Annotated in this window: 18 protein-coding genes and 1 pseudogene; 11 read left to right on the top strand and 8 right to left on the bottom strand. The window is 66.1% G+C overall.

The window, feature by feature from the left end; translation table 11 throughout:
- Positions 1-143: 143 nt before the first annotated feature.
- From QX073_RS26795 to QX073_RS26785, 3 genes are all read right to left on the bottom strand, one after another.
- Positions 144-1,559: a D-alanyl-D-alanine carboxypeptidase family protein gene (locus QX073_RS26795; RefSeq protein WP_316226661.1), complete on the bottom strand. Its 1,416-nt coding sequence runs from the start codon at positions 1,557-1,559 to the stop codon at positions 144-146.
- A 173-nt stretch (positions 1,560-1,732) separates the two neighbouring features.
- Positions 1,733-3,523 (bottom strand): glucan ABC transporter ATP-binding protein/ permease, encoded by a 1,791-nt coding sequence (locus tag QX073_RS26790; protein ID WP_316170784.1) that lies wholly within the window; start codon positions 3,521-3,523, stop codon positions 1,733-1,735.
- An 85-nt stretch (positions 3,524-3,608) separates the two neighbouring features.
- On the bottom strand, positions 3,609-4,664 hold the full coding sequence (locus QX073_RS26785; RefSeq protein ID WP_315751428.1) for an ABC transporter substrate-binding protein: 1,056 nt from the start codon (positions 4,662-4,664) through the stop codon (positions 3,609-3,611).
- Positions 4,665-4,940: 276 nt separating this feature from the next.
- On the opposite strand from QX073_RS26785, the gene QX073_RS26780 reads away from it, so the two are divergent.
- The 5 genes from QX073_RS26780 to QX073_RS26760 all read left to right on the top strand — a co-directional run bounded on the left by QX073_RS26780 (position 4,941) and on the right by QX073_RS26760 (position 8,241).
- Positions 4,941-5,342, top strand: coding sequence for a hypothetical protein (locus QX073_RS26780; RefSeq protein WP_316226660.1), 402 nt, complete (start codon positions 4,941-4,943; stop codon positions 5,340-5,342).
- A gap of 105 nt (positions 5,343-5,447) precedes the next feature.
- A complete protein-coding gene (hisE, locus tag QX073_RS26775) occupies positions 5,448-5,849 on the top strand; it encodes a phosphoribosyl-ATP diphosphatase (protein WP_315716291.1) in 402 nt (133 codons plus the stop codon).
- Between the two features lie 69 nt (positions 5,850-5,918).
- Positions 5,919-6,500, top strand: a complete 582-nt coding sequence (locus QX073_RS26770) for a YqaA family protein (protein ID WP_315716459.1) — start codon at positions 5,919-5,921, stop codon at positions 6,498-6,500.
- The gene (locus QX073_RS26765) at positions 6,500-7,129 is read left to right on the top strand and encodes a hypothetical protein (RefSeq protein ID WP_315716290.1); all 630 of its coding nucleotides are present in this window, start codon (positions 6,500-6,502) and stop codon (positions 7,127-7,129) included. The genes QX073_RS26770 and QX073_RS26765 overlap by 1 nt, the downstream gene beginning before the upstream one ends.
- Positions 7,130-7,272: 143 nt before the next feature.
- The gene (locus tag QX073_RS26760) at positions 7,273-8,241 is read left to right on the top strand and encodes a nitronate monooxygenase family protein (protein WP_315716289.1); all 969 of its coding nucleotides are present in this window, start codon (positions 7,273-7,275) and stop codon (positions 8,239-8,241) included.
- Between the two features lie 81 nt (positions 8,242-8,322).
- Here QX073_RS26760 and QX073_RS26755 read toward each other — a convergent pair whose 3' ends face one another.
- The 4 genes from QX073_RS26755 to QX073_RS26740 form a co-directional block, all read right to left on the bottom strand.
- Complete coding sequence (locus QX073_RS26755) at positions 8,323-9,894, bottom strand: ABC transporter substrate-binding protein (RefSeq protein ID WP_315716288.1); 1,572 nt, start codon at positions 9,892-9,894, stop codon at positions 8,323-8,325.
- Positions 9,895-10,106: 212 nt separating this feature from the next.
- Positions 10,107-11,639 (bottom strand): ABC transporter substrate-binding protein, encoded by a 1,533-nt coding sequence (locus tag QX073_RS26750; RefSeq protein ID WP_316196099.1) that lies wholly within the window; start codon positions 11,637-11,639, stop codon positions 10,107-10,109.
- 131 nt (positions 11,640-11,770) lie between these two features.
- Positions 11,771-13,381: an ABC transporter substrate-binding protein gene (locus QX073_RS26745; RefSeq protein WP_316185451.1), complete on the bottom strand. Its 1,611-nt coding sequence runs from the start codon at positions 13,379-13,381 to the stop codon at positions 11,771-11,773.
- 44 nt (positions 13,382-13,425) lie between these two features.
- Complete coding sequence (locus tag QX073_RS26740) at positions 13,426-14,061, bottom strand: hypothetical protein (RefSeq protein ID WP_315716285.1); 636 nt, start codon at positions 14,059-14,061, stop codon at positions 13,426-13,428.
- Between the two features lie 519 nt (positions 14,062-14,580).
- On the opposite strand from QX073_RS26740, the gene minC reads away from it, so the two are divergent.
- The 4 genes from minC to QX073_RS26720 are packed head-to-tail and all read left to right on the top strand — an operon-like array spanning position 14,581 to position 17,179.
- The gene (gene minC, locus QX073_RS26735; RefSeq protein ID WP_315716284.1) at positions 14,581-15,276 is read left to right on the top strand and encodes a septum site-determining protein MinC; all 696 of its coding nucleotides are present in this window, start codon (positions 14,581-14,583) and stop codon (positions 15,274-15,276) included.
- Positions 15,277-15,296: 20 nt separating this feature from the next.
- Positions 15,297-16,112, top strand: coding sequence for a septum site-determining protein MinD (gene minD, locus QX073_RS26730; protein WP_315716283.1), 816 nt, complete (start codon positions 15,297-15,299; stop codon positions 16,110-16,112).
- Positions 16,109-16,384 (top strand): cell division topological specificity factor MinE, encoded by a 276-nt coding sequence (minE, locus tag QX073_RS26725; protein ID WP_315716282.1) that lies wholly within the window; start codon positions 16,109-16,111, stop codon positions 16,382-16,384. Before minD ends, minE begins: the two co-directional genes overlap by 4 nt.
- 21 nt (positions 16,385-16,405) lie before the next feature.
- A complete protein-coding gene (locus QX073_RS26720; protein WP_316185448.1) occupies positions 16,406-17,179 on the top strand; it encodes a thioesterase family protein in 774 nt (257 codons plus the stop codon).
- Positions 17,180-17,511: 332 nt separating this feature from the next.
- On the opposite strand, the pseudogene QX073_RS26715 reads toward QX073_RS26720, so the two are convergent.
- Positions 17,512-17,688: pseudogene (locus QX073_RS26715) on the bottom strand (methyl-accepting chemotaxis protein); the annotation flags it as partial.
- A gap of 112 nt (positions 17,689-17,800) precedes the next feature.
- On the opposite strand from QX073_RS26715, the gene QX073_RS26710 reads away from it, so the two are divergent.
- Positions 17,801-18,214 (top strand): DUF1801 domain-containing protein, encoded by a 414-nt coding sequence (locus tag QX073_RS26710; RefSeq protein ID WP_316185446.1) that lies wholly within the window; start codon positions 17,801-17,803, stop codon positions 18,212-18,214.
- A gap of 546 nt (positions 18,215-18,760) precedes the next feature.
- Positions 18,761-19,777 carry a hypothetical protein gene (locus tag QX073_RS26705; protein WP_315751438.1) on the top strand — a complete coding sequence of 339 codons (1,017 nt, stop codon included), beginning with the start codon at positions 18,761-18,763 and terminating at the stop codon, positions 19,775-19,777.
- The last annotated feature ends 131 nt before the right edge of the window (positions 19,778-19,908 follow it).

The raw sequence follows: 19,908 nt of genomic DNA, 5'->3' as shown, positions 1-19,908 counted from the left end.
CCTCGCTCGGGCCGGCGGCGCCAATATCGAATTTCCGGCCGTTCAAGGCAAGCGGTCGGCGCGGCGACGAAAGGGGAGGGACGGGCGGTCCGGGCCGAGGGCCCGTGCCAATTGCTGGCTGCCGCCGTATGCGCCGCGCGGGATCAGCCGTCCTTCGGCGCGGGCTTGCCGTCCGTCTTCGGCTTTGCGGCAGCCTTGGGTTTGGCGGGCTTGGGCGCGTCGGAGCCGGTTTTTTCCGCCGTTTTTCCGCCGGCTTCGTGCTTGGCGGCGACGTGGCGGGCCGCGCCCGGCTTGGCCTCAGCCGGCTTGGCCTGCGGCTTCGCAGCGGCCTTCGCATCCGCATCGGTCTTGGCGGCGGTCCGGGTCGCCGCCTTGGCGTCCTTCCGGGCGGCGGCATGCGCCTTCTTGCCGCGGTGCTTGGTCGCGGTCTGCGCGTCGGCATCGGCGGCGACGGCGGCGATCAGCGCCGCGCCGGTGCGCGTCGGGCCGGTGTAGACCAGCACCGGCTCGGACGGGGCGGGCGCCGCCGCCAGCAGCTCGGACGGCTTCATGGTCGGCGTCTGCAGGCCGGCGAGCAGGGTGCCGCCGGTCGCTTCGCCGTCCGCACCGGCAACGGTGTCCTCGTCGTCGTCGCTGGCTGGTCGGTGGCGGCGGCCGTTGCACATGTCGTCGCGCAGGTTGGGCGGCGTCGCGTCGACGGGGGCCAGCTGATCGACCGTGCCCAGCGGCGACTTCAGCCAGCTCAGCTGGTTGCCGTTGAAGCCGCGGTCCAGCATCTGGATCGCGCGCACGGCGCGCATCTGTCCCGAGGAGGCGCCGAGCACCACCGCGATCAGGCGCTTGCCGTTGCGGGTCGCCGACGCCACGAGATTGTAGCCGGAGGCGCAGATGAAGCCGGTCTTGAAACCGTCGGCGCCGGGATAGCGCCCGATCAGCTTGTTGAAGTTCTGCACGACGCGGCGGCCGTAGCGGATCGACGGGATGTGGACGAAATATTCGTACTCGGGAAGATCGCGGATGATGGCGCGCGCCAGGATCGCGAGATCACGCGCCGAGGTGATCTGGCCGTCGGCAGGCAGTCCGTTCGGATTCACGTAGCTGGTCTGCGTCATGCCGAGCTTGCGGGCGGTGTCGTTCATCATCGCCGAGAAGCCGTCGATGGAGCCGCCGACGCCCTCGGCCAAGACCACCGCCATGTCATTGGCGGACTTCACCAGCATCATCTTCAGTGCGTTGTCGACGGTGACCTGCGTGCCGGGCCGATAGCCCATCTTCGACGGCGACTGTGATGCCGCGGTCGGTGAGACCGTGAACAGCGTGTCGAGCGTGATCCTGCCGTCCTTGACCGCCTTCAAGGTGACATAGGCCGTCATCAGCTTGGTGACCGATGCAGGGTACCACGGATAGGTCGCGTTCTGCGCCTCCAGCACCTTGCCGGTGTCGGCTTCGACGAGCAGCAGCGCCTCGGCATGGGCCCAGCGCGGCGCGAGCACGAGAGCGGCAGCGAGAGCGATGATCTTGATCGGGGCGTAGCGGAACAACAGGCGAAGCGTCTGCACTGGTCTGGTCCGGTCCTTTGAGACCCGCCTCGCGCGGCGAGGTGGGCAAGCGGGCTTTCGGGTTTCAAGCGTGTCCGGCGCCGCTTTGGTTGCGGCAGGCCGCGAACCTATACCGGCTCGACGCTGGCGAACAGAGGCCAGCCATTCAATTCCACGATGAAAGCGTCCCGCGATCAGGTCTTGACGATGGTGCCGTCGCTGTCGGGCGCTGCGAGAGTCGCGCGCGCGCTCTCCTGCACCATGAACTGGGCCTTCGCGAGTTCCGCGAAGTGGCCGCCCTTGGCGACGAGTTCATCGAACGTTCCGCTTTCGATCACGCGTCCGTTCTCGAACACCAGGATTCGCGTCGCGTTGCGGATGGTCGAGAGCCGGTGTGCGATCACGAAGGTCGTGCGTCCCCTCATCACCTCGTCGAGCGCCGCGTTGAGCTTGGCCTCGGTGACGGCATCGAGCGCGGAGGTCGCCTCGTCGAGAATCAGGATCGGTGGATCCTTCAAGAGGGCACGCGCGATCGAGAGCCGCTGGCGCTCGCCACCGGACAGCATGCGGCCGCGCTCGCCCGCGTTGGTATCGAAACCCTGGTCGGCACGATCGATGAAGTCGAGCGCCTGGGCGCGCGCGGCGGCGGTGCGCAGCTCCTCGTCGGTCGCGTCGGGCTTGCCGACCAAAAGGTTCTCGCGGATCGAGCGGTTGAACAGGAGCGCCTCCTGGAACACGACGCCGATGTTCCGGCGCAGCGCCGCGAGCTTCAATCCGCGCACATCCATGCCGTCGATCTTGATGAAGCCCGACTGCGGGTCGAAGGCGCGATGCAGGAGCGCGATCGCCGTCGACTTGCCGGCGCCGGTCGGGCCGACCAGCGCGATGGTTTGGCCGGGCAGCGCGGTGAAAGTGAGGTCCTCCACCGCCGGCCGCTTGCCGTCATAGGAGAACGACACATCGTTGAATTCGACCAGGCCCGAGAGTCGGCCGACCTCGATCGCGTCGGGGCGGTCGCGCACGGCCGGCACGGCATCGAGCACGGTGAAGAACTCGGCCAGCCGGGGCGCCTCCATGAACACGTTGTTGATGAAGGACACGACCTGCTCCAGCTTCTGGATCAGCATGGTCGCGAACGACACGAACATCACGATCTCGCCCACCGACGTCAGCCCGGCCTGATGCAGGGCGATGCCGAGTGTGAAGATCGCGAGCACGGTGATGGTGGTCGAGGCACGCGTGATGACCGTCACCAGCGCCCACCAGCCGAGCACCGGCATCTGCACCGACAGCAATTGTCCGGCGACGGTGCGCAGGCCCTGCACCTCGGCATCGATGCGCACGAAGCTCTGCACCAGCGCGACGTTGCCGAGCGCGTCGGAGGCACGCGCCGACAGGTCGCTGTAATGCTCCTCGACCTCGCTCTGCATGCCGTAGGTCTTGCGCACGACCAGGGTCGTCAACACGGTGAACACGACGCACAGCACGAACAAGAGGATCGCGAGCCGCCAGTTCAGATAGAGCGACAGCGGCAGCAGCACCAGCACCGACATGATCGCGGCGAAGTGCTCGCGGAAGAACGACAGCCACAGCTTCCACAGCGCGTCGGTGCCGTTGATCATCACCTTCATCAGCCGGCCGGAATGGGTGCCGGAATGGAACGTCAGCGGCAGCTGCAAAATGTGCTCGAAATAGCTCGTCAGCACCGCATGGCGCTGCCGGTGCGCCAGCCGGTCGGCCTGCAGCGCGACCCAGGCGCTGGCCAGAATCGTGAACAGGCCGAATCCGGCCCAGGCCGCGAGCAGCGGCCAGGCGGTGCTGGCCGAGGCCTTGCCGGAGAGCGAGTCGACAATGCGTCCGAACAGCACCGGGTCGGCGAACTGCGCCACCGCCAGCGCCAGGTTGGCGATCGCGAGAAACCAGCCGAGCCGCGCCTCCTTTCCGAGCAGATGGAGCACGCGGGCATAGATGCGGAGCAGGGACATGGCGGGGCGCTTCGTGTCGGCAGTTGGAATCAGCGCTGGGCGCGCGGCACCATGTTAGCAAGGGAACGGCCGCCGCGGCGAGCGCTCAGTTGACGAGCCGGCTGTCGGCGGGCGGCAGGAAGCTGTCGTCGAAGATGTCGGCGGGTTGCGGACGCTTGTGGTGGAATTTGCCGTCCTCCGCGAGCTGGTCGAGGGCCCGCTCGAACCGGGCGGGCTCGATGCTGCCGATGCCATCGCGGCGGACGTCCGGCGTCAGCACGTTGTCGACGAGCACGCTCTGCAGTCGCTGCAGCTCGAGCTCGCGGGAGCCGTCATCCATCCGGCTCACCACGTCGGCGATCGCGCCGGCAGGGTCCTTGATGGCAAGCTGGAGCCCCGATGTCAGCGCGCGCAGGAAGCCCTTCACCGCCGCCGGCTGCTTGGCCGCAAAGCCGGGATTGACGATCACCGCATGGCCATAGGCCTCGCAGCCATAATCAGCGAAGCGCAGCACCGCGAGATCGGCGGCGGGCACGCCGCGGTCGCGCAGATTGATCGCCGAGAGATACGAGAAGCCGCTGACGGCATCGACCTGGCCGGCGGACAGGATCGGCTCGCGCACGGCCGCGCCAACGCGCGACAGCTTGATGGTCTCGGGCCTGAGATGGTTGTGCCTCACGACCGCCGGCCACAGCCGGATCGAGAGATCGCCCTCGGCGACGCCGAGCGTCTTGCCTTCGATGTCGCCGAGCCCGTTGATGCCGCGACTCCTGCGCGCGATGATCGCATAAGGCGCCCTGTTGAACAGCACGAACACGGCCTTGACCGGCTGGCTGTTCGACGCGTCGCGATAGCGGATCAGCTCGTTGATGTCGGCGAGCGCCATGTCGGTCTCGCCGGAGGCCACCCGCGCGATCGCATCGGGAGAGCCCTTGGCCGTGGTGATGGTGACGGTCACGCCCTCGGTGGCGAACAGCCCGCGGCTGGCGGCGAGGACCAGTGGCGCCATGCTGCCATCGAGCGGCCGATCCAGCGCGAACATGACGGCGACCGGACGTTTCGGCTCCTCCGCTGCGGCTTCCTCTCTCGACAGGCATGAGGGCACGACGAAGGCGGCGAGGAGCGCCAAGGCAAGCAGGGTGACGGGTCGTCGCATGCGCATCATGTCACGCCGGTATTCGCAGGCCGTACCGGTCTTGTCACGCCGGTATTCTAATCAGTTCGCCGGCCATCGCGGGATCGAGATGTCAATTTCGTGACAACGTCGCGGTGTCGCTGCCGCTCGGGGCCGGCGGTGCCTGATCATGTCGGATCGAATGTGAACGGTCCATGAGCAAGGCCTGCGGCGATTTGCGGCTTCGACTCCGGGTTTCGCGGGGGGAACTGTGGGCGCAGTTCGCGAGTTGGTACCCGAGATTAGATCGTACGGAGGATCCACATGATCGCACAGCGCGGAAGTTTTTCACGCTTTGGCCGTGCTACCGTCCTGGCGGCGGTGGCCGCGGTGACTTTGACGGCCGTGCAGCCGACACTCGCCTTTGCCGGCTCCGCGCCGGCCGAGAAGGGCGTCGTCGCCAAGACGGCCAATGATGGCGGCCTGACCGATGTCAGCGCGCGCCGGCGCCACTATCGCGGCAACGGTGGCGCGGCGGCTGCGGCGGCGTTCGCCGGGATCGTCGGCACCGGACTTGCCATCGCGGCGACGCAGAACCGCCGCTCCTACTACGAGGACAACTATTACTATGGCCGGCCGGCCTATTATGGCTACGGACCGCGCTATCAGTATTACGGCGGCGGCCCCTATTACGGTGGCGGCTATTACCATCACCCGCATTGGTGATGTGAGATCGGACGAAACGATCCGCCGGCCGCCGTGCCGGCGGATTTTTTCTTGCCTGCCGCGAACGTTAATATGCGTACCATCGAATTTAACTATTGTGGCGAGATGACTGATTCGATCGATCGGCTCTATCGCGCTGTCCTGGCGGCCAGGGATCTCGACCCCGCGCGATCGCGCACGGCCAAGCTGATGCAGCAGGGCACGGCCAAGATGGCCAAGAAGCTCGCCGAGGAGGCGATCGAGGTTGCGATCGATGCCGTCGGCGGCGACGCCCAGGCCGTGGTGCGCGAAAGCGCCGACCTGATCTACAATCTGGCCGTGCTGTGGGCCGAGCTCGATGTCCAGCCCGAGGACGTCTGGCGCGAGATGGAACGGCGCGAGCTGATGCTCGGCATCGCCGAGAAGCTGCCGAAATCGCCGGTCAAGGTCGCCAAGGCCGCGCCCGGACGGGTGGCGGGGCGACCGATCGTCGCGGCCGAAAGCCGGACCATCCGCAAGCGGCACTAGTGTGGCGGTCCGATTCGGGCCGACATATGGGCCATGGACAAATCGTGCCCGGTTTGCTTCATCGCCAGCATGCTCAGACGGATCTACGACTGGTGTATCGACGCCGCCCACAAGCCGCATGCCATGTGGATCATGGCCGCGGTTGCCTTCGCCGAAAGCTCGTTCTTTCCGGTGCCACCGGATGTGATGCTGATCCCGATGTCGCTGGCGAAGCCGCAGCGGGCGTGGCTGTTCGCCGGCGTCTGCACCGCGGCCTCGGTGGCGGGCGGCCTGGTCGGTTATGCCATCGGCGCGCTGCTCTACGACTCCCTCGGCCATTGGCTGATCCAGCTCTACGGCCTCGGCGACAAGGTCGAGGCGTTCCGTGCCTCCTACGCCGAGTGGGGCGCCGTCATCATCCTGGTGAAGGGATTGACGCCGATCCCCTACAAGCTGGTCACGATCACGTCGGGCTTCGCCGGCTACAATCTCTTTCTGTTCGTCGTCTGCTCGATCATCGCGCGCGGCGGCCGCTTTTTCATCGCCGCGATATTGCTCAACCGCTATGGCGAATGGATCAGGGTGCGCATCGAGAAGCATCTCGGCCTGTGGGTGGCGATCGGCGCGGCCGTGCTGGTGGCCGGATTCGTCATCGCCGTGAAGCTGATCTGATGCGGCCGCTGCGCCCGGGGCTGGGGGCAGGCGCGGCGCTGCTCGCCGTCGTCTCGGTTCTCTCCGCCGCCGCGGCATGGGCGCAAACGACGCCTTCCTTGGGGCTGCGAGAAGCGCCGCAACAGCCACCGCAGCAGGCGCCTGCCGTCCAGCCTGCGCCGCCTTCCAGTCCGGGTCTGGTGGAGGAGCTCGGCAAGCTGTTCGAGAAGATGTCGATCATTCCGCTGAAGCCTTCGGGCGATGCCCGCGCCGAGCCGCCGGCGGCCGGCAGCGATCCCACCGGCGCTGCCGCGGATCAGCCCGCTGCAACACCGGTGCAGCCCGGTGGCCCGGTCGCGCCGAAGGGCGGCGCCGACGTGCTGAAGGAGACCGGCGAGACCTTGTCGCGCCTCGCCCAGCCCTCGAGCATGATCTCCGGCCGCTCGGTCTGCCCGATCGCCGCCAACGGCACGCCGGATTGCAAGCTCGGCGCCGACCGGTTGTGCCAGGGCAAGGGTTACAAGGAAGGCAAGAGCCTCAACACCGACTCTGCGGAGACCTGCTCGGCGCGGGTGCTGATCCCCGGTCGCGAGCGCAAGCCGGGCGATTGCCGGACGGACACCTACGTGACCTCGGCGCTCTGCCAATGACGCCGGCACGCCAGCGTCTCAACGCAAGACCCTGGTCCGGCTTTTCCGGTCCCTCTGCGAGCGAATTGCCATCACGGCATGATGTCGGGCATGCTCGCGATCACGAGTGTTTCCGCATTTCAACGCAAGAGGAATTCCCATCCATGTCCATGCCCGCCTTGTTCAAGGGCCGCCTGACGATCCCGGTGATCGGCTCGCCGCTGTTCATCATCTCCGTGCCCGACCTGGTGATCGCGCAGTGCAAGGCCGGCGTGGTCGGTTCGTTTCCGGCGCTCAACGCGCGGCCGGCCGCGCTGCTCGACGAATGGCTGGCGCGCATCACGGAGGAACTCGCCGCCTATGACCGGGCGCATCCGGAACGCCCGTCGGCGCCGTTCGCCGTCAACCAGATCGTGCACCGTTCCAACAACCGGCTCGAGCAGGATCTCGCGCTGTGCGAGAAGTACAAGGTGCCGATGATGATCACCTCGCTCGGCGCGCGCGAGGAGCTGAACCGGGCGGCGCATGGCTGGGGCGGCATCGTCTTCCACGACGTCATCAACCAGACCTTCGCGCACAAGGCGATCGAGAAGGGCGCCGACGGCTTGATCCTGGTCGCGGCGGGCGCCGGTGGACATGCCGGCACGATCTCGCCGTTCGCCTTCGTGGCGGAGACGCGGAGCTGGTTCGACGGCCCGATCGCGCTGTCCGGCGCGATCGGGAACGGCCGCGCCATCCGTGCCGCGCGCGTGCTCGGCGCCGACTTCGCCTATATCGGCTCGGCCTTCATCGCCACCAAGGAGGCGAATGCGGTCGAAGGCTACAAGCAGATGATCACCAGCTCGGGCGCCGACGACATCGTCTATTCGAACCTGTTCACCGGCGTGCACGGCAACTATTTGAAGCCGTCGATCGTCGCAGCCGGCCTCGATCCGGACAATCTCCCGACCTCCGATCCGTCGAAGATGAGCTTCGGCACCGACGCCTCGGGCGAGCGCGCCAAGCCGAAGGCATGGAAGGAGATCTGGGGCTCGGGGCAGGGCATCGGCGCCATCAAGGACGTGCTGCCCGCCGCCGAGCTGATCGCGCGCTTCAAGAAGGAATATGACGAAGCAATCGATCCGCCGCTCTAAGCGGCTCCGCGACGGACAAAAGAAAAGCGCGGCAGCCAGGGCTGTCGCGCTTTTTTGTTGAGGTCGCAACAAGCGGGCGGGCTATTCCAGCTCGATCGCCTGGAACTTGCCGCGCTCGTCGAGCGCCGTGCCCCAGATCTTATGCGAGGCCTGGTGTTCGGCGCGGCCGAAGCCGAGCTTGGCACCGAGACCGAGATCGATGTCACGCATGTTTTCCAGCGTGTCGATCAGCGCCTCGGTGTCGAGCTGCGGGCCGACCCGGCGCAGCGCCTGGACCAGCACGTTGGCCGAGACGTAGCCTTCGAACGACACGTAGGACGGTGCCTCGCCCGGGAAGTACTTCTCGAGCGCGCTCTTGTATTCGAGCACGGCGCTCGAATAGCCGCCGACGGCCGGCACCACCTGGGTGACGATGACGCCGCTGGCATAGCGCGGGCCGAGCAGCATCAGCTCGTCCGAGAGCTCGGTCGAGCCCACGAAGGAGACGTTGGTGTAGATCATGTGCGGGAACAGATCGCGCGTCTTCTCGATGAACTTCGCGGCGGCGCGATAGGTTGCGACCATGACGATCGCCTTGGGCGGGTTCTTCAACGCCCGCAGCTGGTTGACCGCGTCGTCCACGTCGACCGTGTTGCGCTTGTAGTTGAGGCGCAAGATGGACGTGTCGGCAAGGCCGAGCGAGCGGAAGGCCTTGGCCACACCGGAGAAGCCGGCATCACCATAGGCGTCCTGCTGCGCGAACACGGCGATGTCCTTGGCCGGCAGGCGGCGCAGCTTGACCAGATAGCGAACGACGGTGTCGGTCTCTTCGGCGTAGCTGGCGCGATAGTTGAACACGTAGCGATCCGGCGGATCGTTGCGCAGGAGGTTGGCGCCGGTGAACGCGCCGTAGAACAGCACGCGGCGCTGCAGGGCGTAGGGCATCGCCACGGCAGACGTCGGGGTACCGACATTGCCGACGAAGCCGAACACCTTGTCCTTCTCGTAGAGCTGCTTCATCGCGTCCAGCGTCCGCGACGGCTCGTAGCCGTCGTCGGCCGAATAGAGCCGCAGCGAGCGCCCGGCGATGCCGCCGGCGTCGTTGGCGCGGTTGAAGGCGGCCTCGATGCCCATCTTCATCTGCCGGCCGAGCTCCTTGGCAGCGCCCGAGAACGGAGCGGCGATGCCGAAGCGGATCTCGTTGGCGGTGACGCCCTGGACGTTGGAGGTGGACGCCGGCGGCAGCGTCGCGGTCGGTGCCGTCGCAGCCACGGCCGCGGACGGGGCGATCACCCCGGCGAGGCTGGTGGCGGTCTGGCTCGGCGCGCTTTGCCCGAGCGAGCGCTCGAGCTCGGCGAGCTGGCGGCCCGCGGAGTTACAGTCGGTCTGAGCCGCCCCGACGCGGTTGCGTCCATCGGCGACGTAGCCGTTGAAGACGCGGGTGAGCTCGTCACGATCCGAGCCACCGGTGGAGGCCTCCCGGATCACCTCGCGAAACTTGTCGACAATGGCCTGAACGCGGCCCTGGTCGATCGCCTGACAGGCGGATGCTGCTCCCACGATCGGCCCGACCCGGCTCGCAAGATTACGCACCACATCCGCATTGGTGCCCGCCGCGCTGGCGGGCGTTGCGAGCAATGCCGCAACCAAGAACACGCTACAACGAAAGTTCATTGCCACTATCCCACTTTGGACCCCATCCAGGTCTTCCGCCTGGTGAATTGACGCCGTGTCTGCGACGGAGAAGACATAAGACCGTCACCATGCACAGACCAGCCTTTCCTAAGAGCATGACCATTTCGGTAACCCGACACGCCTTTTTCCGATCATACTTTAGGACCTGCTAACGAAACGTCTTCACCAGTTCTTCCCCTTAGAAGCTAATTCTACTCAAGTTCGATTGCCTGATACGTGCCGGTTTCGTCGAGTGCGGTGCCCCAGATCTTGTGTGAGGCCTGGTGCTCCGCGCGTCCAAATGCGAGCGTCGTGCCGAGGCCGAGATCGAGGCTGCGCATCGATTCGAGCGTGTCGACCAGTCGCTCGGTGTCGAGCGGATTGGTCTGCTTCAGCGCCTGGATCAAAATCGTCGCCGCGATATAGCCTTCGAGAGACGTATAGTCCGGCGCCTCGCCGGGCGCGTATTTGGCCAGGGCGTTCTTGTAGTCGAGCACGAGGCTCGAATAGCCAGAAACCGCCGGCACGCCCTGCGTCACGATGACGCCGTTGGTGAAGCGCGGGCCGAGCAGCTTGAGCTCGGCCGCGAGCGAGGTCGAGCCGACGGCGGACACGTTGGCGTAGATCAGGCCCGGCACCGCGTCGCGCGTCTTCTCGATGAACTTCGCGGCGGCGCGATCGGTCGCTACCATGATGACCGCCTTGAGTCCCGGCTTGTGCGCCTTGACCTGATTGACCGCCTCTTCCACGTCCATCGTCGCGCGCGGATAGTTGATGCGCGTTACGGCATCGCCGATGTTCAACTGCCGGTAGGCCTTCGCGACACCGGCGAAACCGTCGTCGCCGAATGGGTCCTGCTGGGTGAACACGGCGATCTGCCTGGGCGAGACGCGCTTCATGTTGATCAGGTAGCGCACCAGCGCGGCCGTCTCCTCGGCGTAACTCGCCCGATAGTTGAAGACGTAGCGATCCGGCGGATCGCGTCGCACCACTGCTGCGCCGGTGTTCGGTGCAAAGAACAGCGTGCGCCGCTCCAGCGCATAGGGGATCGCCACCTGCGAGTTGGCGGTGCCGACGTTGCCGATGAAGCCGAACACCTGCTCCCTGTCGTAGAGCTGCGTCATCGCCGCCAGCGTGCGGCCCGGATCGTAGCCGTCGTCCGCCGCCACGAGACGGAGCATGCGCCCGTTGACGCCGCCGGCGTCGTTGGTGCGGGCGAACGCGGCCTCGATGCCCTGGCGCATCTGACGCCCGGTCTCCTTGCGGATGCCGGAGAACGGCAGGACCATGCCGAAGCGGATCTCGCGGTCGGTGATGCCGCGCACGGGGCTCGCGGTGACGGCGCCAGTCGTCGTTTCGGCCTTGACCGGTGTGATCGGGGCCGTCGCCGCAGCCGGCTGGTCGAGCGAGCGTTCGAGCTCCGTCAGTTGCCGCTCCGCGGCGGCGCAGGTCGCCTGCGAGGCGCCCGTACGACTACGGCCCTCGGCGATGTAGCCATTGAAGCTGCGGGTCAGCTGATCGCGCTCGCCGTCATTCCTCGTCGCCTGGCGGATGGCTTCGCGGAATTTGTCGACCATGCTCTGGACGCGGCCCTGCGCGATGTCGGGGCACGCGGAGGCCTGTCCCACGATCGGTCCAACCCGGCCGCCAAGCTCCCTGACGACGTCGGGAGCCGCCGCCAAAGCGGGGCTGAAGGGAGCTACGAAAACACTCCCGATGATCAACGCGGACCAACGCACGGCCATCGAACCTTCCACCTGCTCAGCTTGTTTCAAACCCTCTTCGTTCTACTATTCGTGGCATTTCGAATTAATGTCGGGTTTCTCTGTCGCTCTTTTGTCCTGGTAGTTGAGGCCGTCGCGCCTCTAGCGGTATCCTATTCAAGTTCGACGGGTTGGTAGGTGCCGCTGTCGTCCAGTGCCGTGCCCCAGATCTTGTGCGAAGCCTGGTGTTCGGCGCGGCCGAAGCCGAGCTGCGTGCCGAGGCCGAGATCGATGTTGCGCATGTTCTCGAGCGTTTCGACCAGTTGCTCGGTATCGAAGTTCGGACCGGCGCGCTTCAGTCCCTCGATCAGGATGCTCGCGGCGATGTAGCCCTCGAGCGAGGTGTAGTCGGCCGGCTCGCCCGGGGCATATTTCGCAAGTGCGGTCTTGTATTCGAGCACCAGGCTCGAATAGCCGGAAACGCCGGGCACGGTCTGGCTGACGATCACGCCCTCGGCGTAGCGCGGTCCGAGCAGCATCAGCTCGCTGGCGAGCGCCGAGCCAGCAACCGCGGAGATGTTGGCGAAGATGACGCCCGGAAATACGCCCTGGGCCTTCTCGATGAACTTGGCTGCGGCGCGCGTCGTCGCCAGCATCACCACCGCCTTGACCGGGGTCTTCAGCAGCTTCAGCTGATTGATGGCGTCGTCGACCTCGACCGTGTTGCGCGGATAGTTGACCCGCACGATCGAATTGTCGCCGACGCCGAGCGTGCGGAACGCCCTGGCCACCCCGGCGAAGCCGGCGTCGCCGAAGGCATCGTTCTGCGCGAACACGACGATCTGGCGCGGATGCAGCCTTCGCATCTTCACGAGATAATGGACCAGCGCGTCGGTCTCCTCGGCATAGCTCGGCCGGTAGTTGAAGACATAGCGGTCGGGCGGATCGTGGCGCACGACGTTGGCGCCGGTATAGGGCGCGAAGAACAGCGTGCGGCGCTCGAGCGCGTAGGGGATGGCGACCGCGGCGGTGGCCGAGCCGAAATTGCTGATATAGCCGAACACCTGCTCCTTCTCGTAGAGCAGCTTCATCGCATCCAGCGTGCGCGCGGGATCGTAGCCGTCATCGGCGGTGACGAGCTTCAGCATGCGGCCGTTGACGCCGCCGGCCTCGTTGGCGCGATTGAACGCCGTCTCGACGCCGATCTTGAGCAGTCGCCCGCTCTCCTTCACCGGTCCGCTGTAGGGAATGACCATGCCGAGCTTGATCTCGCTCTGCGTCACCCCGCGCACGTTGCCGGCCGGCGGCAGCAGTTGCGCCGGTACAGTCGCGGCCTGCGCCGTTGCAGGTCCGATGCTCACGGCAGACAGGTTCGCGCGCGCCGGAGGCGGCGCTGCGATGGATTGTTCGAGATCGGCAAGCTGCCGATTGGCGCCGCCGCAATCCAGCCGGCCTGACGTGACGAGGCTGCGACCTTCGGCGACATAGCGGTCCAGCAGGCGCGTCAGCTCGTCACGGTCGGCCTCGCTGGCGGCGGCCTCGCGGATGACGAGCTGGAATTTCTCGATGATGGCCTGGATGCGCGGCCGGGCGATGTCGCGGCACGCGAGCGCGGCGCCAATGATCGGGCCGACGCGGCTGCCGAGCTGGCGCGCCACGCTCACACTCTCGCCGGGCGCAGCAGCGGCCTCGCCGGCCACGAGGGACGCGAGCAGGATGGCTGCCATGCGGGCGTGAGCCAGCGGACGGCGTGCTGCCGCTTTCTGCGGTAGGACGTCGATCATCGTCGCCTGTGATGTGTTGGAAGTCGGATCAGTCGTGCAGAGGGTTAGCGAACCCGCTCCATCTGACCCGTCTTCTGGTTCCACTGCATGAACTGCTGCAGCATGGGCTTTTCTGGAGTGTCGGTCTCTGCCGTCGGCGCCGGAGCGTCCGCGAGCAGCGATTTGAACTGCGACAGCGCCGGAGCCTGCGGCTCGACCCGCTCGGGCAGCGCGCTGGTCTGGTCCGCCTTGGCGTCCTGGACGTCGGCGGCGACCGGCGGCAGCGTCTTCATCGACTGCACGGCGGCGACGAAGGACGAGCTGGCGTCGGGCTGGCGCCACACCGGCACGATGTTGACGAAGAACAGCGCGACGACGGCGGCGACGCCGGTTGCGGCGGCGAAGCGGCCGGCCACCTTGAACACGACCGACCGGCGGTCGCGCTCGCGCTCCAGATCCGGCGGCTCGCGCATGACTTGCGGATTCAGCGACTGGCGAAGGGATTCGAACACGGCGGTCTCCAGGCGAGCATCGAGCGGTCCTTGCTGTCCCGAAGCGGGACGCTCGGCCGCCTCCGCTGCCTTGGCATTGTCACCGACGAGAGATAGACGCGCGGCTTCCGGACGTTCGCGCAGCCACCGCGGCGCATAGTGCAGCGGGTCCTGCGGGTTCATCGGATTCTGTTCACTCAACGAACTCATACGCTACTCCTCTGACGCTCGATTCCGGTAAACTGATACGCTTCTGCCACGGTCGTATGAGAGCTAGTTTCAAACGAAGAGCGGGAGCTGGTCTGCCACTTCAGAGTATACGGAATCACTTGCAGAATCAGACGTTTCGCGTCGATCAGCGATCGCACGCCAGCGGTCCCTTCCTGCAAGGCGCCGTGGCACGTTTGCCGTGCCTTGGGCGCCTCTATCGATCCCATGCCCCGCCCCCTGACGAGTGTCAATCGATCGGAACCTCTTAAAGTCGTCGGTTCCGAATTATATGTACGTTAAAGTTATCATCATGATGTGATTAAAATGAGGCGTGACGGGTCTTGACGCAGATGCTCATGAATTGCGTCTCATTGATGCCAAGATTGCGCCTTGATTCGATCATCATCGAACTATGTCGGGCGGGCCGCTGTCGATTTTTGAGCGGCTTAGCGTCGATTTAACTATCCGTTAACCATCTGGCGCCGACAGTTAACCAATCACTAAGAAGGGTTGGGTCGGATGGTCATGAGTGCCAGCGCTGAAACGGTGCGTCCTGTTATTCGTCTGCGCGGGCGCTCCTACGTCGCCTTCGTGTTTTCGCCGGTTGTGCCGATTGCCGATTGGCTGGCTGAGCTCGATGCAACGCTCGCGGGCTCGCCCGGCTTCTTCGTCGGCAAGCCGATCGTGCTCGATCTCTCAGCGCTGGATCTGAGCCCGCTCGCCATCACCCATCTCATCAAGAGCATCGAGTCGCGCAACATCCGCGTGCTCGGTCTCGAAGGCGTCGAGCAGGGGCGGCTGTCGCTCGGCATGCCTCCCTTGTTGTCGGGCGGCCGTCACTGCGCCGTGCAGGAGATCGAGCCGGAGAAGCCGTCGCTGCAGCAGCCGACCTCGCTGCTGCTCGACCAGCCCGTACGCTCGGGCCAGTCGATCGTGTTTCCCGATGGCGACGTCACCGTGCTCGGCGCGGTGTCGTCGGGCGCCGAGATCGTCGCCGGCGGCTCGATCCACGTCTACGGCGCGCTGCGCGGCCGCGCGATGGCCGGCATCAACGGCAACGCGGCGGCGCGCATCTATTGCCAGAAGATCGAGGCCGAGCTGGTCGCGATCGACGGCTACTACCAGACCGCCGAGCAGATCGACGCCGCGTTGCGCGGCCGGGCCGTGCAGGCGCGGCTCGAAGGTCATTCCATGAAGATCGTTGCATTGAACTGAGTAGCAGGAGGATCCGTGACATGTCGAAAGTACTCGTAGTGACGTCGGGCAAGGGTGGCGTCGGCAAGACCACCACGACGGCGGCGATGGGCGCGGCGCTGGCGCAGGCCGGCGAGAAGGTCGTCGTCGTCGATTTCGACGTCGGCCTGCGCAACCTCGATCTGGTGATGGGCGCGGAACGCCGCGTCGTGTTCGATCTCATCAACGTGGTCCATGGCGTCGCCAAGCTGCCGCAGGCTCTGATCCGCGACAAGCGGCTGGAGAATCTCTGGCTGCTGCCGGCGTCGCAGACCAAGGACAAGGACGCGCTGACCGAGGACGGCGTCGGCCGCGTCATCGCTGAGCTGCGCAAGACATTCGACTGGGTGATCTGCGACAGCCCGGCCGGCATCGAGCGCGGCGCCATGCTGGCGATGCGCTATGCCGACGAGGCTCTCATCGTCACCAATCCCGAGGTGTCGTCGGTGCGCGATTCCGACCGCATCATCGGCATGCTCGATTCCAAGACCGTGCGCGCCGAGAACGGCGAGCGCGTCGAGAAGCACATTCTCATCACCCGCTACGATGCCGGCCGCGCCGCGCGCGGCGAGATGCTGTCGATCGACGACGTGCTGGAAATCCTGGCGACGCCGTTGCTCGGCATCGTGCCGGAGAGCCAGGACGTGCTGCGCGCCTCCAATGTCGGCTGTCCGGTGACGCTCAACAGCCCGGCGAGCGCCCCCGCACGCGCCTATCACGATGCGATGCGCCGGCTGCTCGGCGAGGAGGTCGAGATGCAGATCCCGACCGAGCGCAAGGGCCTGATGAACCTGCTCTTGGGACGGAGGGCTGCATGAGTGTGCTGCGGCTCTTTACGGGGCGTGCAGCCTCGGCGCCCGTCGCGCGGGAGCGGCTGCAGATCCTGCTCGCGCATGAGCGCAGCCTGCGTGGACAGCCCGATCTCCTGATGCAGCTGCGCGAGGAAATCCTCGCCGTGGTTTCGCGCCATGTGGTACTTGATCCGGACAAGGTCATCGTTCGCATGGACCGGGGAAAACATGTCTCGACGCTCGAGGTCGACATCGAACTGCCCAATGGCGCCGACCGCGCCTTTGCCAGCGCGGGTTGAGGCGTGGCGAGGCGCGCGCTGATGCGGCCGATCTTCCGCATCGCGGACAATCGGGTCGCCGTCAGCTCCGATGCTGCCGGACCGTGGGATCCGACCATGCAGCACGGGTCCGCGCCGTCGGCGCTGGCCGTCTGGGCGGCCGAGCGCATTCCGACGAAGTCGCCGATGCGCATTGCCCGCGTCACCATCGACCTGATGCGCCCGGTGCCGCTCGCAGAGCTCCTCATCGAGACCGAGGTGCTGCGCGAGGGCCGCAAGATCCAGCTCTGCGCGGTGCGCTTGCGCGCCGGCGACACGGTGGTCGTCACGGCGACGGTGCTCAAGATCAGGCAGGATGCGGTGCCGCTTCCGGACGATGTCCGCGAGCTGCCGGTTGATCTGGTCGGTCCTGACGATGCGTTGCCGGAGCCTGCTGATTTCTCCACCAGCCCGTTCGTGCGCGGCATGACGCTGCGCGCCGCGCGCGGCCGGTTCGGCGTCAAGGGGCCCGGCGCGATCTGGTACCGCGTCGACTGGCCGCTGGTCGAAGGCCACGCCGTCTCACAGGCGATGCGCGCCGTGGTCGCCAGCGACTTCTGCAACGGCACCTCCGCTGCGCTCGACTTCCACAGCTACACGTTCCTCAACGCCGACCTCACCGTGAACATGGCCCGCGAGCCGGTCGGCGACTGGATCCTGCTCGACGCCGAAAGCTGGATCGGCCCGGACGGCGCGGGGCTGGCGATGGCGCGGCTGGGTGATGCGAGAGGCTATTTCGGCCGCGTGGTGCAGAGCCTCGTGATCGAGAAGCGGTGAGGGGGGCGGTCAGCCGTCCGGATTGCGTTCACAGCGAGTTGGCGAACTGATCACCGCACCGGCGCTGCTTCGTTTCCAACGGCGCGCTGCGGCGCGGTGTTATTAAGTCGGGCCGGTGATCGGCAGTTGCCTGCTTCGTTTCCGGTGAACCGATCAACCCCGCGCCAAGCTCCGCTGCGCCCTCTCCCCCGCTTGCGGGGGAGAGTTGGAGAGGGGGCGCCACGCACACCGCCGCTGGAGCGGCCCCCTCCCTAGCCCTCCCCCGCAAGCGGGAGAGGGAACACACTGCCGTTGTCGCGAGCGAACGAGTTCAACGACGAACGATTTCGCTCTTACGCCGCCCGCACCGTGCTCAAGAATCGCCCGACCTCCAGCTTCAGCCGGTTGCTGTCCTGTGACAGCGACTGCGCCGCCGACAGCACCTGGGACGAGGCCGAGCCGGTTTCGCTGGCGTCGTGCTGCACCTCGGTGATGTTGGACGACACCTCGTTGGTGCACTGTGCCGCTTGGCCGTGGAGTTATCAATATTGCTATAAACTTGAGCAGGCCAAGATGGTCGTATAACTACGACGCGGACTACACGCAGGTGAAACGACAAGCAGGTGGATGGGAATAAGCGTCATGGCGAAACCAACGAAGGCTACGAGCGTCGGCGAGGGGAACCAGTCTCCGTCGGAGCTGATCGACGCCCGGATCAAGGAGCTCGGGGATTGGCGCGGCGTCATGCTCAGCTACGTCCGCGATCTCATCAAACGGGCCGATCCCGATATCGTCGAAGAGTGGAAGTGGCGTGGCGTTCCCGTATGGTCGCATGCCGGCATCGTCTGCACCGGCGAGACCTACAAGGCCGCGGTGAAGCTGACCTTCGCCAAAGGAGCCTCGCTGCCGGACCCTTCCGGCCTGTTCAACGCCAGCCTCGACGGCAATACCCGCCGGGCGATCGACCTTCATGAAGGCGACGTGATCGATGAGACTGCGTTCATGGCGCTGATCCGCGCCGCGGTGGCGCTGAACATGACGAAGGGGAAGCGGTAGGGCTGGTGCATCGCTCCGCGCAGTCAGTATCAACGATCCAGGTCGCTGCTCACTCACCACGTCGTCGCGAGCGCAGCGAGCAATCCAGGGCCAAGTCGAATCATCTGTCTGGAAGGCCTGGATCGCCTCGTCGTTTCGGGGGCTCGCGCCGGCGGTGTGCCGGTCGCCGACAACCTTTCGCAAGGATGACCCGTGTGCATCGAGGTGGGAGGAGGCGGCGGCCATGGTTGCGCTCTGCCGAGAAACACGCTAGTTCAGCGCATCCCAACTTCAACGCAGGAGGCGACGATGTTCAGACTCACGCGCTTCCCGGGCTCGCTGCGCGATCATTGACGCGGCCGACCGGGATGATTGTCCCGGCCATGATTTGACCCTTTCGCATCTCATCGAAAAGCCCGCGGCCCTCGTGGCCTGCGCTTGAACCGTCGTGTCATGACATCAAATCTCTTGCTGACTCCCAGCCGGGAGCCGGAGCGTTCCGACCTGCGCGAACGCCGGCTGCGGCGCTATTCATCTCGTCTGCAATCCCGCGTGCGCGCATGCGCGATGCGACATCCTCATCTCGCCGACCTCGCGTTGAGCTTTCCGGCGCTGCTGTTCGCGCTGGCGGTGCCGCGCCCGGATGTCGATCCGGAGCGGGCGATCGCGTGCGTGATCGCGGGGCGTCCGCTGGCCGAGGCGGCGGCCGCGGCCGGTCTGCCGCTCTGGCTGCGCAAGCTGCCACCGGAGGCGTTCGTCCGTCCGATCCCACCATTGCCAGACGGCGAGCTGTTCCGGCGGCAGATCGGCAACCATTTGCCGCGCTCGCCGAAGCTGATGCCGACCTGGCTGCAGCTCGTGGCGGAGATGGCGGCGCTGGCGCATGAGCCGGCCGCGGTGTGGATCGCCCGTGAGTATCTGCGGGCGCCGCTGGTGCTGAAGCGCGACCGCATGCATCTGCTCGGTCTGTGGATCTGGTTCTCGGGGCAGCCCGCCGGCTTCGGCCGCGAGCTCGTCGAAAGGCCGTGGACGCCAGCCATGAAGCTCGATGCCGCAATGACGGCTGCCCTCGCTTGGCGAGGGAAAGTCTCGCTGCATCTCAATCTCGGTCAACGGCCAATCCGCGACATGTGGCTCCATCCCGGTCGCGTCGGGGACTATGAGTTTCGGCCGCTGGATGACATCCCGGATCTGGTCGACGAAGCGATGACTATGCGCAATTGTGTCCGCACCTATGGCTCCGACATCGCCCACAATCGCTCTCGGCTGTGGAGCGTCCGGCACCTGGGCGAACGCGTCGCGACGCTGGAGGTCGCCGTCCGTTTTCCTGATCCGTTGTTGGGCATCGTCCAGCTCAAGGGACGGGGGAATGCTGACGTCGCCCGCGAGCTCTGGTGGATCGCGCGGCGCTGGCTGCACCTGCACGATCTGTCGCAGATCGAGACCGGTCGAATGAAATGGCGCCAGGCCCCTGTGGATCTCACCACATGGCGAATGCTGTGGCGGCCGTATTGGCTCGCCAAGCGCCGCATCCCGGACTGGTTGCCGCTCGCACCGTCGCGCGCTGCGTTCGCGGCGTTGTGAGATGGTTGTCGTGTCTGGACGCTCGTCCGACAAAATCAATGTCGTCCCGGCGAACGCCGGCAACTGTTATGTTGATGGAGTGATCGCATAAGGTTTTCGGTCGCGCATCATGGCATTCAGGATGGTTAGAA

This window comes from Bradyrhizobium sp. SZCCHNS3052 (genome assembly GCF_032484495.1).
GTDB lineage: Bacteria > Pseudomonadota > Alphaproteobacteria > Rhizobiales > Xanthobacteraceae > Bradyrhizobium.
This window is presented reverse-complemented; position numbering and strand designations above follow the sequence as displayed.

Coding starts and splice junctions, on each gene's coding strand:
- QX073_RS26790 (WP_316170784.1), bottom strand. CDS start 3,523: ATGTCCCTGCTCCGCATCTATGCCCGCGTGCTCCATCTGCTCGGAAAG.
- QX073_RS26785 (WP_315751428.1), bottom strand. CDS start 4,664: ATGCGCATGCGACGACCCGTCACCCTGCTTGCCTTGGCGCTCCTCGCC.
- QX073_RS26780 (WP_316226660.1), top strand. CDS start 4,941: ATGATCGCACAGCGCGGAAGTTTTTCACGCTTTGGCCGTGCTACCGTC.
- hisE (WP_315716291.1), top strand. CDS start 5,448: ATGACTGATTCGATCGATCGGCTCTATCGCGCTGTCCTGGCGGCCAGG.
- QX073_RS26770 (WP_315716459.1), top strand. CDS start 5,919: ATGCTCAGACGGATCTACGACTGGTGTATCGACGCCGCCCACAAGCCG.
- QX073_RS26765 (WP_315716290.1), top strand. CDS start 6,500: ATGCGGCCGCTGCGCCCGGGGCTGGGGGCAGGCGCGGCGCTGCTCGCC.
- QX073_RS26760 (WP_315716289.1), top strand. CDS start 7,273: ATGTCCATGCCCGCCTTGTTCAAGGGCCGCCTGACGATCCCGGTGATC.
- QX073_RS26755 (WP_315716288.1), bottom strand. CDS start 9,894: ATGAACTTTCGTTGTAGCGTGTTCTTGGTTGCGGCATTGCTCGCAACG.
- QX073_RS26750 (WP_316196099.1), bottom strand. CDS start 11,639: ATGGCCGTGCGTTGGTCCGCGTTGATCATCGGGAGTGTTTTCGTAGCT.
- QX073_RS26745 (WP_316185451.1), bottom strand. CDS start 13,381: ATGATCGACGTCCTACCGCAGAAAGCGGCAGCACGCCGTCCGCTGGCT.
- QX073_RS26740 (WP_315716285.1), bottom strand. CDS start 14,061: ATGAGTTCGTTGAGTGAACAGAATCCGATGAACCCGCAGGACCCGCTG.
- minC (WP_315716284.1), top strand. CDS start 14,581: ATGGTCATGAGTGCCAGCGCTGAAACGGTGCGTCCTGTTATTCGTCTG.
- minD (WP_315716283.1), top strand. CDS start 15,297: ATGTCGAAAGTACTCGTAGTGACGTCGGGCAAGGGTGGCGTCGGCAAG.
- minE (WP_315716282.1), top strand. CDS start 16,109: ATGAGTGTGCTGCGGCTCTTTACGGGGCGTGCAGCCTCGGCGCCCGTC.
- QX073_RS26720 (WP_316185448.1), top strand. CDS start 16,406: ATGCGGCCGATCTTCCGCATCGCGGACAATCGGGTCGCCGTCAGCTCC.
- QX073_RS26710 (WP_316185446.1), top strand. CDS start 17,801: ATGGCGAAACCAACGAAGGCTACGAGCGTCGGCGAGGGGAACCAGTCT.
- QX073_RS26705 (WP_315751438.1), top strand. CDS start 18,761: ATGCGACATCCTCATCTCGCCGACCTCGCGTTGAGCTTTCCGGCGCTG.